Source organism: Enterobacter sp. T1-1 (assembly GCF_000710795.1).
Classification (GTDB): domain Bacteria; phylum Pseudomonadota; class Gammaproteobacteria; order Enterobacterales; family Enterobacteriaceae; genus Enterobacter; species Enterobacter cloacae.
Genome location: NZ_JALW01000030.1, coordinates 1 through 12,438, shown reverse-complemented (window position 1 = coordinate 12,438; position 12,438 = coordinate 1). Strand labels below are relative to the sequence as shown.

Sequence of the window (12,438 nt, the reverse complement as noted above, 5' to 3'; positions counted from 1 at the left end):
TCGTCGGTGGTGTCGCCTGGACCTACCGGCCCCTGCTTGTCGCCCACGTTATCATTAATAACGATATTTTCTGCCGGAGACGGTGCCGCAGTGTCAATCACGATCGGGAAGCTGCCGCTGGTGCGCGCGTTGCCCGCTGCGTCAGTCGCAGTGACGGTGAAGGTGTGCTTGCCATCCGCCAGCGCGGTATCCGGGGTGAACGCCCACTTCCCGTTGCTGTCCGCCGTGACGGTGCCAATCACTTTCCCGTTGTCGAGGATAGACACAATGTCGCCCGGTGCAGCGCTGCCGCTCAGGGTTGGGGTGGTGTCGTTGGTGGATTCACCTTTCTGCATTGGACCGACGTGCGGCTCGGCGTTGTCCACAACGCTGTTGATGGACGGTGCAGTACTCACCGGGATCAGCAGATTGATGTCGTAAGACGGCGCTTCACCGGCAACGCGGTTGCCCGCCGGGTCCTGCGTCTCCAGGGTCAGCTTGTTCAGGCCTTCCGTCAGTGGGGTTTCTGGTGTCAGGCTCCAGGTGCCATCACTGCCTACCACCGCTGTACCAATCAGGTGTTTGCCGGAAGAGTCGGTGGTGTAGACAAAGACGGTGTTCCCGGCTTCACCGATACCACTGATGAGCGGTTTGCTGTCATCGGTGATGTCACCGCTGGCTACATTGCCCTGACGATCGCCTACGTCATCCGCAACGGCGGTAATATTCAGAACATTTGCTGAAGCATCAGGCGCGGTAGTGTCAACTTCAAACTCCAGCGCTTCCGAGGGGTCGCTGGTATTGCCCGCCTTATCCGTCTGCGTAACGGTGATGCTGTGATCGCCTTCACCCAGCGGTTTCTCTGGTTTCAGCGTCCAGTTGCCTTTATCGTCAATAACGGTTGTGCCAAGCACCTCGTCACCATCATAAATGGTCACGGTGTCGCCCGGTTCGCCTTTACCGCTGAATACCGGACGGGTTTCATCCGTGACGTCACCGCCTTTCAGCTGGCCCGTAATCGGCCCGGTATTATCCAGGGCATCGGCCATATCCGGTTTGGCTGGCGGCGTGGTATCCACAATAATCTGAATCGGATCGGAAGGATCGCCTTCATTGCCGAGCGGATCTTCCTCAACGACCACGACATTATGTTCACCCTCGGCAAGTTCATCCTTAGGTGTAAATGACCATTTACCTTCGTCGTCGACGATAACCGAGCCGATCTCTTTATCATTGTCTTTGATAATGATGGTATTACCCGGTGTTCCCTCTCCACTGAAAGAAGGCTGACTGTCATCCGTCACATCGCCCGGTTTGAGCGGACCGGTTACCGGACCGGTATTGTCAATCACCTCAGGCGTTTCTGCTTTTCCCGGAGGTTCAGTCAATACAATAAAATCACGCTCATCAGACGGTTCGCTGACGTTACCCGCTTTATCCGTCTGGCTGACCGTGATGCTGTGGCTACCGTCAGTGAGGTTTTCGGAAGGTTTGAAATACCAACGACCATCCTCGTTAACGGTGGTTTCGCCGATCTTTTTACCGTTATCGTAAATCGCGATCGTTGCGCCAGCTTCACCGGTGCCGCTCATTTCCGGTTGAGGATCGTCGGTGTAAGCATCATCATGAATTTCACCGGTGGTTTTACCCACTTTGTCCATGATGTGTTCAATCGTCGGCGCTTTTGGCGCAACCGTATCAACAACGATGACAATCGGGTCTGATGGAGGACTCGCGTTGCCGTCAGGATCTTTTTCCACGACGGTCAGCTCGTGCTCGCCTTCGCCCAGTGGCTTATCAGGCGTATAGCTCCACTCGCCTTCATCATCAACGATAACGGAGCCGATCTCTTTGTCGTTATCGTAGATATGGATGGTGTCACCAGGCTTACCTTTACCGGTCAGCGTCGGCGTTGAGTCATCGGTCGTATCACCTGATTTTAACGGGCCTTTGATTGAGCCTTCATCATCCATCGTAGTGCCAATGCTCGGCTTATCAGGCGTGGAGTGGTTATCGCCGTCGTCCTTGTCCATCTCAGACAGCGCGAAAGCAGCCCCTACACCCGCCGCCGCAAGTGCAAACCATCCCAGCATGCCAAACAGCATGTCGTTGTCGTCATCCGGTGCCGTCAGAAGAGGCCCACCCGCGCCTAACGGTTCTCCGCCTAACGCCACAGGAGACATGTTGCCGTCAGCAAGCAGATAGCCGGTGTCGTAGCTTTCGCCCGACAGAGGAACATAGGCGTAGAGTAATCCATCTTCCGCCATGCCCATCAGCACCGGGTTGTTAGGATCACCATTGAAGTAATCTTCAATAATTATGCTTGGCTGTGTATCGCCTTCCTGGATAATGTGCAGCGCCTTGTCTACGCGCTGCAGCGTAATATTTTCTGGAGCGAAGTCGTCGTTAATATTCTTCAATAAATATTTATTGCCGGGGATAAGTTTTACCTTAACCGTCCGGCCTGCATCTGCGGTCAACAACCGAGTTTTTCCGTCTCCGTTATTGACCGCTAAAATGACTTTATTGTCCGTCATACTTACAGTCCTTGGTGAATTTCACTCACTAAATTGTGGATATATAAACTTTTTTGTTGATACACCCTGAACTACCTTACGTTGAAACCTTTCTGAGATAATTCATGTCCACAGGGTTCATCGACATGATGCTTAAAACTATCATGTCTGACCTCTTTATATGGGTAGGAAAAAACCACGCAACGCTCTACGCCGCATTAGGAATAGTTGACATCAAACAGCTATTAATGAAAGAACAAGGAAGGAGGAGGAAAAGAATAATTAACGGTTAAGAACTTACACGAAAAGAATAATAAATCAAATTGATTATTTTAATAAAAATAACAGAATGAGATTTTTAATTAAAAATAAATTAAACAGGAACTCAGCCATTCACCGCGTGACGACAGCAACGGGCCGGGTAGACGAGAGAAATTCAGGATTGAGGAAACGCAGAAATGAAAAAGGCCCACGTTATAAATAACGTGGGCCTGAATAGTGGCGGAACGGACGGGACTCGAACCCGCGACCCCCTGCGTGACAGGCAGGTATTCTAACCGACTGAACTACCGCTCCGCTGTGTTCCCTTGGGAACGAGGCGCATATTACGGTTTGCCTCTGAACTCGTCAACGCTTTTTCTCACGTTTTGAATCGTTTGCTGCAAAAATCACCCGAACGGTGATTTTACAGGCATTCTGGCATGCCTTACGCACGCCACATACAGCTTCCGCCCTTCTTCTGGACCAGATCCAGACGAGATTCGTGGTTGAGAAGCTCTTCATCACTCGCTAAAACAACCCGCAAGCGGCTGGCCTGGCGAACAACACGCTGAATTCCCGCTTCGCCCTGCGTCTGCTGAGATTCATTCTCCATGCTGAACTTCATTGACGTTTGACCGCCGGTCATCGCCAGATAGACATCCGCCAGGATCTGGGCATCGAGCAATGCCCCGTGCAGCGTTCGCTTGGTGTTGTCTATTTCATAACGTGAACAGAGCGCATCGAGGCTGTTACGCTTGCCGGGGAACATCTTCCTGGCCAGCGCCAGGCTGTCAGTGACCTTACAGAAGGTGTTCGTTTTGGGGATATCGCGCTGGAGTTTACTAAACTCGTAGTCCATAAAGCCGATATCGAACGAGGCGTTGTGAATGACGAGCTCTGCGCCTTTGATGTAGTCCAGAAATTCGTCCGCCACCTCCGCGAAGGTCGGTTTATCCAGCAAGAACTCATCGGCAATACCATGAACGCCGAACGCTTCGGGATCCACCAGCCGATCGGGTTTGAGATAGACGTGGAAGTTGTTCCCCGTCAGACGACGGTTCACCACTTCAACAGCACCGATCTCAATGATCTTGTGCCCTTCGTAGTGCGCGCCGATCTGGTTCATACCGGTGGTTTCGGTATCAAGAACAATCTGGCGAGTAATTGCAGTGCTCATAGCGGTCATTTATGTCAGACTTATCGTTTAACTGAACGTTTCAAATACAGGAAGTCTACCAGAGATGCGTAAACAGGTAGAAATTTTCACCGATGGATCTTGTCTCGGTAACCCAGGGCCTGGCGGCTATGGCGCGATTATGCGCTATCGTCAGCACGAAAAAACTTTTAGTGAAGGGTATTTCCTGACCACCAACAACCGCATGGAGTTGATGGCGGCCATCGTGGCGCTGGAAGCCTTAAAAGAACATTGTGACGTGGTGCTCAGTACCGACAGCCAGTACGTGCGCCAGGGGATCACCCAGTGGATCCACAACTGGAAAAAGCGCGGCTGGAAGACAGCAGATAAGAAGCCCGTCAAGAATGTCGATCTCTGGAAACGACTGGATGCGGCGCTGGGCCAGCATAATATTAAGTGGGAATGGGTAAAAGGCCATGCCGGCCACCCGGAAAACGAGCGCTGCGATGAACTGGCGCGGACGGCGGCCGCTAACCCGGCACATGAGGACGCAGGCTATCAGCCTGAATCCTGATTACGGTTTTCTGTACTGCCGCGTGGCCCCCACGGTCTGGCGGATCGGCGTTTTGGTTTTGCTCTGCTTCATCGGGTTAAGCGTCAGGGGAATGGTTCGCTTACGCGCAACGATAAACTGCAAGCAACCTAATGCGGGCAAATGGGTACTCAGCAAAACGCCCCCTTTTCTGGCCCAGGGCAGTACCTGAAATCCGCCGTAGCTGAGCACTTCAAAATTCAGCAGCGAAAGCCAGTCCAGCTGGCGCATCATGGTGAACATCCGGCTGTTATAAGGGGGAGTGCGGCGTAATACGGGCACCAGCTTGCGCAGCCCCATCAGGCTCAGCGGATTAAACCCGCTTATCACCAGCCAGCCGTCATCTATCAGCACGCGATCGGCTTCACGCAGCATGCGATGAGGATCGCTGCACCAGGGTATCGTATGCGCCAGCAGGCACGCATCAACCGACTTTTCCGCAAACGGCAGATGTAAAGGGTCTGCCTTCACCTGAACGGGCGATCCGCCGAGAGAGACATGGACCTGATGTGAGATAGCGCAGCTTTCGGTATTGATTTCCGCGCTGAGATTGCCAATCTTAAGCAGGTGAAAGCCATACATTTTCGCGAGCCAGGGCTTAAGCTGTAGTTCTAACGCCTCGCGATAGTATTCACCCCAGGGCAATTCCGCCCAACGTTCCGGTGCTGCGACAGTCTGAGGTATCCTTGCCGGTTTCATCAAAACACCCGCCACGCTATAAGAGGTAATGTATGAATCTTATCAGTATTCCTGCCTTTGAGGACAATTACATCTGGGTTTTAGTCGATGACGCGCGTCGATGCGTCATTGTCGACCCCGGAGAGGCCGCCCCGGTTCTGCAGGCAATAAAAGAGAACGGCTGGCAGCCTGAAGCCATCCTCCTGACCCACCATCACCACGATCATACCGGCGGTGTGCCTGAGCTGCGCGCCCGGTTCCCGCATCTGGTGGTTTACGGACCGGCAGAGGCACAAGATAAGGGAATCACGCAAGTAGTCGAAGAAGGCAAAAATATCCTCATACGTGAGTGGGAGTTTTCCGTATTTGCTACACCAGGTCACACTTTGGGACATCTGTGTTTCTACAGCAAACCTTATCTGTTTTGTGGCGATACGCTGTTTTCTGGCGGCTGTGGAAGACTGTTTGAAGGCACGCCAGCCCAGATGTACCAATCTTTACAAAAAATTAATGCCCTGCCTGACGATACTGTAATTTGTTGCGCGCATGAGTATACATTAGGAAATATGAAGTTTTCTGCCAGCATTTTACCTGAGGATCGTGCGATTCAGGATTACTATCAGAAAGTGAAGGAGTTACGTGCAAAAAACCAAAAAACACTACCCGTAATTCTGAAAAACGAGCGTAAAATTAATTTATTTCTTAGAACAGATGACATTGATTTAATTAATAAAATTAACCAAGAAACAAAATTGCAACAACCAGAACAGCGATTTGCATGGTTAAGGTCAAAGAAAGATAACTTCAGATAATTGCGGGTTGCCTTTTCAAAATTTCGCCGTTATCATCGCTCGTCTTTTAAGCAACTATTGACACACACATGAAGGCAAAAGCGATCTTACTCGCCTCTGTCCTGCTTGTTGGTTGCCAGTCGCAGAACGGCAGCAACGTACAACAGCACGCACAGAGCCTTTCTGCAGCTGGTCAAGGGGAAGCAGGGAAGTTTACAAGCTCAGCGCGTTGGTTGGACGATGGGACATCTTTCGCGCAGGATCAAAACTTGTGGACCTCTATTGGCGACGAGCTAAAGATGGGAATTCCGGAAAACAGCCGGATTCGCGAACAGAAACAGAAGTATTTAAGAAATAAGAGCTATCTCCACGATGTAACGTTACGGGCAGAGCCGTATATGTACTGGATAGCCGGGCAAGTTAAGAAACGTAACATGCCTATGGAGCTGGTACTCCTACCCATAGTGGAGAGCGCTTTTGACCCACACGCGACGTCTGGCGCCAATGCCGCAGGTATTTGGCAGATCATTCCGAGCACCGGGCGAAATTACGGTTTGAAACAGACCCGTAACTATGATGCGCGTCGCGATGTTGTCGCTTCCACGACAGCCGCTCTCGACATGATGCAACGTCTGAACAAGATGTTTGACGGCGACTGGTTGTTAACGGTTGCGGCGTATAATAGTGGCGAAGGTCGTGTACTGAAGGCAATGAAAGCGAATAAAGCACGGGGTAAATCCACCGATTTTTGGTCGCTCTCACTGCCACAGGAAACGAAGATTTACGTACCGAAGATGCTGGCATTGAGTGATATTCTCAAAAACAGCAAGCGTTACGGTGTACAACTGCCAACACCAGACGAAAGTCGTGCACTGGCGCGCGTTCGCCTCAGCAACCCGGTTGATATTCAACAGGTTGCCGATATGACGGGTATGTCGGTAAGTAAACTGAAAACCTTTAACGCGGGTGTTAAAGGCTCAACGCTGGGGGCGAGTGGCCCACAGTATGTAATGGTTCCGCAGAAACATGCTGAACAGTTACGTGAGTCTTTAGCGTCTGGTGAAATTGCCGCCGTTCAGTCAACGCTGATTGCGGATGCATCATCAGTCAACAGCCGCAGCTATAAGGTTCGTAGCGGTGATACGCTTTCGGGCATTGCATCACGTCTTGGCGTGACAGCAAAAGATCTGCAGCAGTGGAATAACCTGCGCAGCTCAGGCCTGAGAGTGGGTCAGACACTGACGGTGGGTGCGGGTAGCAGCGCACAGCGTCTCGCCAATAACAGCGATAGCATTACCTATCGCGTGCGTAAAGGCGATTCACTGTCCAGTATCGCAAAACGACACGGCGTGAACATTAAGGATGTGATGCGCTGGAATAATGATACTGACAATCTGCAACCAGGCGACCAGCTGACACTGTTTGTGAAAAACAGCGCCACGCCAGACTCCTGATTACACGATACAAAGATAAAAAGGCACCGATTCCCCTCGGTGCTTTTTTTTTACTTCGCTTTTTGCGCTTCAACCATGATGGTATCGCTGGTAAACGAACCGTCATCCTGCAATTCAAAGTAGGCCTTCACCTCTGAGGAAGCACTGTCCTGATACAACCGTATGGCCTGGCTTAACGCGTCCGGGGTGCGCATACGGGCGATCCACGAACTAAATTCCAGCGGTAAGCGATCGGTTATCAGTGAACGTGAAATTAAACCGGCCTCAGTGATAAACGTTAACCACTCCCCACTGGAATAATCCTGCACGTGCGAGGTGTCACGCAGCGCTTCAACCGTCTGCAGCCAGATGTTCCGTACAGGGTGACCCGGAGACATGACGTCCATAATGATGACGATTCCACCCGGCTTCAGCACGCGTTTGACTTCCCGTAATGCCTGGCCGACATCGTGCCAGTGGTGCGCGGAGTAACGGCTGATAACAACGTCAAACGACGCCTCTTCGAAAGGTAAGGATTCGGCATAGCCCTGGCGCGTATCGACATTGTTGAGCCCTTTGGCTTTTGCCGCCTCCGCCACTACCTCCAGCATCTGGCTGGATAAATCATACGCCGTAACCTGAGCCACATGCTGCGCTGCTGTAAAGCTGGCATGCCCTGCTCCGCAGCCTAAATCCAGCACCGTCGCCTGCGGAAACGCCGAGAGACGCTCGCCGAGACGCACCAGATCGCGGCCAGAAGCATGTACGGCGCTGGTCAGATAGGCGCTTGCCTGGGAACCAAACTGTTTTTCGACGTTGTCGTGATGAGAGTGTGTTGTTGTCATTGTACTGTCCTTGCGTTGGTTAAAGTAAAGGGCAGCACTCAACCGGCCTGCCCCACGGCAGACCTGACTCACCATATTAATCAGGTTTGCCGGGACTGAATTCCACTAGTAGCGGGTTGTGATCGGAGGCGCGAGTGACCAGAACAGAGGCATCATGCACGCTCAAACCACGATAGAAAACGAAATCGAGAGGACGACCGAACGCTTTCTTGCGCTGGTCATCACTAAAACGAACTTCACGCAGCGACATCTCCCGCGCAAAGCGATACAGCGCGTTCATGCGTGGACGGCTCCAGGCATTGAAATCCCCGGCCATAATAATAGGCCCACTGTGATGGGCTATCTGGTCACCAATCGGAAGTAACTGCTTACTATACACATCCACGCCCAGACTGAAGTTTACCGCATGGATGTTCACGACCATCAGTAGCCGCGTGTCAGGCAGTGGGTAGACCGTCACCAGCGCCGATTTTGCCAGTCGCAGGATAGGCTCGCGTTCGCGCAGCGGGCAGCAGTAAACCGGATGCGCGGCAGAAAGGGTCATCACGCCAGAGGGATGTTGCGGCAATACAAATGCGGGCACCTGGTCGGCGGCGAGATAGTTAGTGGTCGCAAACCTTACCAGCTCAGGCGTGGTTTGCGCCTCCTGCAGCAGAACCAGATGGGCATCTTTACCAAAGTTCTTGAGGACGGATAACCAATCCGCGCGCTGCTGTTTAAAGATATTCCATACCAGCACCCGAATTTTTTCATCGCTGCTTAACGGTGTACCGGCAGGTAATGCCTGGCTGATGCTCGCAAACGACCCGGGAGGCAAGATCCTCTCCGCGGGCATTCCGGCAACATAACGCATGGCATAGGTATTTTTTCGCACTTTTGGAAACAACCTCTGTAACATGAACCAGCCCGGAAAACGGACTGGTTCTAATGTTATAGGGATTTTAGGTCACACTTTCAACGCAATTACTGAGAAACCTCTTTCCAGTTTTGTAAGCAAGCACTTACTGAGGTTTAACCAAGCGCTACGCGAGAGGGTTTATCAAGGCGCCCGCTCAGACCAATCAGCAGGAAGGCAACGAGCACAATAACGGCACCAATCCACGGGGTTTGGGTTAATCCAAAGTGCTCCACCGTCTGCCCGCCAACGATAGAGCCGATCGCGATACCAATGTTGAAGGCGGCAATGTTCAGACCAGAAGCCACATCCACCGCATTTGGCGTATAGCGTTCGGCTTTTTGTACCACGTAGACCTGCAGGCCGGGTACATTACCAAAGGCAAAGATGCCCATGACCAGTACCGTTACCAGCGCGGCGTACTGAATCGATGCCGTGAACTGGAAGAGCATCAGCAGAATCACCAGTGCCGCGAAGATAAACTTAAGCGCTGGTACAGCACCATGCTTATCCGCGAGCTTACCTCCCCAGATGTTGCCAATCGCCACAGAGATACCGTACCCCAGTAAAATCCAGCTTACCGCTGCAGGAGAGAAGCCGGCCAGATCCTGCATCATTGGAGCGAGGAAGGTGAATGCCGTGAACACGCCGCCGTAGCCCAGCGCCGTAACGGCATAGATGAGCAGCAAACGAGGATGTGTGAGCACCTTAATCTGATCGCTCAGTCTTGCACTTGTACGGCCGGGAATATTCGACGGTACCAGCAGCAGACTGGCCACCAATGCAATCACGCCCAGTAAAGAAACGGCGAGGAAGGTTTCACGCCAGCCGAAATGTTGCCCGATGAACGTCCCTAATGGTACGCCGGTGACCAGTGCGACGGTCAATCCGCCAAACATAATGGCAATGGCTGATGCGGCTTTCTCTTTGGGTACCAGGCTGGTTGCAATGGTGGAGCCAATCGAGAAGAACACCCCATGAGCAAGGCCAGTCAGCAGGCGGGCAATGACCAGCGTCGTGTAGTCCGGCGCCTGCCAGGCCAGTATATTGCCGGCCGTGAAGAGCACCATCAGCGCGACCAACAGTTGCTTACGCGGGAATCGCCCGGTTAATGCCGTCAGGACGGGCGCGCCGACAGCGACACCCAAAGCATAGATGGAGACCAACAGCCCGGCTGAAGGTAATGAGATAGCAAGCTGGTTAGCGATGGTAGGAACCAGTCCTACGATAACAAATTCGGTCGTGCCAATTGCAAAGGCACTGATCGTCAGGGCAAGTAGCGCCAGTGGCATAAAATACTCCGTATCATCAGGATTAAGATGACAGGCAGTATGCGCCAGTGTTTAAATAACAAAAATGGTCAAAATCTCAATAGAATTTTGCAGGTGGTGCAACAATGAAAGCAACCTCGGAAGAGCTGACAATCTTTGTCGCCGTCGTCGAAAGTGGCAGTTTTAGCCGCGCGGCAGAGCAGTTAGGGCAGGCAAACTCTGCTGTAAGCCGCTCGGTGAAAAAGCTTGAGATGAAGCTTGGGGTGAGTCTTCTCAACCGCACGACGCGGCAGTTGAGCCTGACGGAAGAAGGTGAACGGTACTTCCGCCGGGTGCAGTCTGTCTTACAGGAGATGGCTGCAGCAGAGACTGAGATCATGGAAACGCGCAGCACACCGCGTGGGCTATTGCGTATTGATGCGGCCACACCGGTAGTTCTGCACTTTCTGATGCCGCTGATTAAACCTTTCCGTGAACGCTATCCGGAGATGACGCTCTCTTTGGTCTCCTCCGAGACCTTTATCAATCTTATCGAACGTAAAGTCGATGTGGCGATCCGGGCGGGAACCCTGACGGACTCAAGCCTGCGCGCGCGTCCTCTGTTTGCCAGCTACCGTAAAATCATCGCCTCACCACAATACATCGCTGAACACGGCAAACCTGAAACCGTTGAAGAGCTGAAGCAGCATCTATGTCTGGGTTTCACCGAGCCGGTATCACTGAATACCTGGCCTGTCGCCTGCCCTGATGGTCAGCTGCATGAGATCACCTGCGGGTTGTCGTCCAACAGCGGGGAAACGCTGAAGCAGTTGTGTCTTGAAGGAAACGGGATCGCCTGTTTGTCTGATTACATGATTGATAAAGAAATTGCGCGCGGTGATCTCGTGGAGTTAATGGCGGACAAGCGTCTGCCGGTAGAGATGCCCTTCAGTGCGGTTTACTACAGTGACAGAGCGGTGAGCACGCGTATCCGTGCCTTTATCGACTTTCTGAGCGAGCATATAAAAACAGCTCCCGAAGGAGCTGTGTGAGGGTTAAGCGTACAGAGGGTAAGTCAATATTAATCCCAGTCTGGCGCTAAACCTTCCGGGCTCACCAGGCGATCGTTGCACTCCAGGGCAGCGATCGCTTTTTTGTCTTCTTCATCCAGCTGGAGATCCACAGCTAGCAGGTTGCTGGCCAGGTTTTCACGCTTCGTTGAAGATGGAATAACGGCATAACCTTCACCCATCGCCCAGGCCAGGATCACCTGTGCAGCCGTTGCGTTATGTTTATTTGCAATACGTGCAATGACCTCATCTTTCAGCGCTTTACCGTATGCCAGCGTCATGTAAGAAGTGATGTGAATGCCGTGCTGTTTGGCCCACGCCACCACGTTGCGGTTTTGCAGATAAGGGGAGAGCTCAATCTGGTTGGTGGCAATGTTCTCTGCGCCAACGGCAGCGATGGCTTTTTCCATCAACGGAATGGTGAAGTTCGAAATACCAATTTGACGGGTTAAGCCCTGCTCTTTCGCTTCCAGCAGCGCCTGCATAAATTCTTCTACAGAAACGGCATCATTCGGAGATGGCCAGTGGATCAGGGTCAGATCGACATAGTCAGTACGCAGCTTCTTCAGGCTCTCTTTCAGGCTTGGGATCAGCTTGTCTTTACTGAGGTTCTCGATCCAGATTTTGGTGGTGATAAACAGTTCGTTACGCGGTACACCGCTTTCTTCAATCGCCTGGCCAACCGCAGCTTCATTTTCATAAATCTGCGCGGTATCAATTGCGCGATAGCCAAGCTCAAGGGCGGTTTTGACCGATGCGATAACAACGTCGTCTTTCAGGCGGAAAGTGCCCAGGCCTAATGCAGGGATAGTCATGTCATTCCTCGTTATTCGTAATATTCGTCAACTGAGGAAGATTATCGCTGCTGGCGTTATGCTGAAAAAGGTCGTAAAACGCAGAGGATTTTTGCTGATTTAGCAATAATTGGGAAGCAGATAAGAAAAAAGCCCTGAGCGTTAACTCAGGGCTTTTAATAAGTGGCGGAACGGACGG

General features: G+C 52.1%; 11 protein-coding genes and 1 tRNA gene. 4 read left to right on the top strand and 8 right to left on the bottom strand.

Going from position 1 to position 12,438, the window contains the following annotated elements:
* The 3 genes from AK59_RS0111960 to dnaQ form a co-directional block, all read right to left on the bottom strand.
* On the bottom strand, positions 1-2,516 hold a 2,516-nt coding region (locus AK59_RS0111960), incomplete at its 3' end, for an Ig-like domain-containing protein (protein ID WP_029882854.1).
* 478 nt (positions 2,517-2,994) lie between these two features.
* Positions 2,995-3,071: transfer RNA gene (locus tag AK59_RS0111950), tRNA-Asp, on the bottom strand.
* A gap of 130 nt (positions 3,072-3,201) precedes the next feature.
* A complete protein-coding gene (gene dnaQ / locus AK59_RS0111945; protein WP_013095690.1) occupies positions 3,202-3,933 on the bottom strand; it encodes a DNA polymerase III subunit epsilon in 732 nt (243 codons plus the stop codon).
* A 64-nt stretch (positions 3,934-3,997) separates the two neighbouring features.
* On the opposite strand from dnaQ, the gene rnhA reads away from it, so the two are divergent.
* Positions 3,998-4,465: a ribonuclease HI gene (gene rnhA, locus AK59_RS0111940; protein ID WP_013095689.1), complete on the top strand. Its 468-nt coding sequence runs from the start codon at positions 3,998-4,000 to the stop codon at positions 4,463-4,465.
* Here the strand turns inward: rnhA and AK59_RS0111935 are convergent, their stop codons facing one another.
* A complete protein-coding gene (locus tag AK59_RS0111935) occupies positions 4,466-5,182 on the bottom strand; it encodes a class I SAM-dependent methyltransferase (RefSeq protein ID WP_029882853.1) in 717 nt (238 codons plus the stop codon).
* A 32-nt stretch (positions 5,183-5,214) separates the two neighbouring features.
* Between AK59_RS0111935 and gloB the strand changes: the two genes are divergently transcribed.
* The gene (gene gloB / locus AK59_RS0111930) at positions 5,215-5,973 is read left to right on the top strand and encodes a hydroxyacylglutathione hydrolase (protein WP_029882852.1); all 759 of its coding nucleotides are present in this window, start codon (positions 5,215-5,217) and stop codon (positions 5,971-5,973) included.
* A gap of 68 nt (positions 5,974-6,041) precedes the next feature.
* A complete protein-coding gene (gene mltD / locus AK59_RS0111925) occupies positions 6,042-7,406 on the top strand; it encodes a murein transglycosylase D (RefSeq protein WP_013095686.1) in 1,365 nt (454 codons plus the stop codon).
* Between the two features lie 50 nt (positions 7,407-7,456).
* Here mltD and AK59_RS0111920 read toward each other — a convergent pair whose 3' ends face one another.
* From AK59_RS0111920 to AK59_RS0111910, 3 genes are all read right to left on the bottom strand, one after another.
* Positions 7,457-8,230 (bottom strand): class I SAM-dependent methyltransferase, encoded by a 774-nt coding sequence (locus AK59_RS0111920; RefSeq protein ID WP_029882851.1) that lies wholly within the window; start codon positions 8,228-8,230, stop codon positions 7,457-7,459.
* A 76-nt stretch (positions 8,231-8,306) separates the two neighbouring features.
* Positions 8,307-9,104, bottom strand: coding sequence for an endonuclease/exonuclease/phosphatase family protein (locus AK59_RS0111915; protein WP_013095684.1), 798 nt, complete (start codon positions 9,102-9,104; stop codon positions 8,307-8,309).
* Between the two features lie 137 nt (positions 9,105-9,241).
* Positions 9,242-10,417 (bottom strand): MFS transporter, encoded by a 1,176-nt coding sequence (locus AK59_RS0111910; protein WP_029882849.1) that lies wholly within the window; start codon positions 10,415-10,417, stop codon positions 9,242-9,244.
* A 104-nt stretch (positions 10,418-10,521) separates the two neighbouring features.
* On the opposite strand from AK59_RS0111910, the gene yafC reads away from it, so the two are divergent.
* The gene (gene yafC / locus AK59_RS0111905) at positions 10,522-11,427 is read left to right on the top strand and encodes a DNA-binding transcriptional regulator YafC (RefSeq protein ID WP_013095682.1); all 906 of its coding nucleotides are present in this window, start codon (positions 10,522-10,524) and stop codon (positions 11,425-11,427) included.
* 29 nt (positions 11,428-11,456) lie between these two features.
* On the opposite strand, the gene dkgB is transcribed toward yafC, so the two are convergent.
* Positions 11,457-12,260: a 2,5-didehydrogluconate reductase DkgB gene (gene dkgB / locus AK59_RS0111900; protein ID WP_020686296.1), complete on the bottom strand. Its 804-nt coding sequence runs from the start codon at positions 12,258-12,260 to the stop codon at positions 11,457-11,459.
* Between the last annotated feature and the right edge of the window lie 178 nt (positions 12,261-12,438).

What these genes read in the sequence shown, in the direction of transcription:
- dnaQ (WP_013095690.1), bottom strand. Translation starts at nt 3,933, where the DNA reads ATGAGCACTGCAATTACTCGCCAGATTGTTCTTGATACCGAAACCACC.
- rnhA (WP_013095689.1), top strand. Translation starts at nt 3,998, where the DNA reads ATGCGTAAACAGGTAGAAATTTTCACCGATGGATCTTGTCTCGGTAAC.
- AK59_RS0111935 (WP_029882853.1), bottom strand. Translation starts at nt 5,182, where the DNA reads ATGAAACCGGCAAGGATACCTCAGACTGTCGCAGCACCGGAACGTTGG.
- gloB (WP_029882852.1), top strand. Translation starts at nt 5,215, where the DNA reads ATGAATCTTATCAGTATTCCTGCCTTTGAGGACAATTACATCTGGGTT.
- mltD (WP_013095686.1), top strand. Translation starts at nt 6,042, where the DNA reads ATGAAGGCAAAAGCGATCTTACTCGCCTCTGTCCTGCTTGTTGGTTGC.
- AK59_RS0111920 (WP_029882851.1), bottom strand. Translation starts at nt 8,230, where the DNA reads ATGACAACAACACACTCTCATCACGACAACGTCGAAAAACAGTTTGGT.
- AK59_RS0111910 (WP_029882849.1), bottom strand. Translation starts at nt 10,417, where the DNA reads ATGCCACTGGCGCTACTTGCCCTGACGATCAGTGCCTTTGCAATTGGC.
- yafC (WP_013095682.1), top strand. Translation starts at nt 10,522, where the DNA reads ATGAAAGCAACCTCGGAAGAGCTGACAATCTTTGTCGCCGTCGTCGAA.
- dkgB (WP_020686296.1), bottom strand. Translation starts at nt 12,260, where the DNA reads ATGACTATCCCTGCATTAGGCCTGGGCACTTTCCGCCTGAAAGACGAC.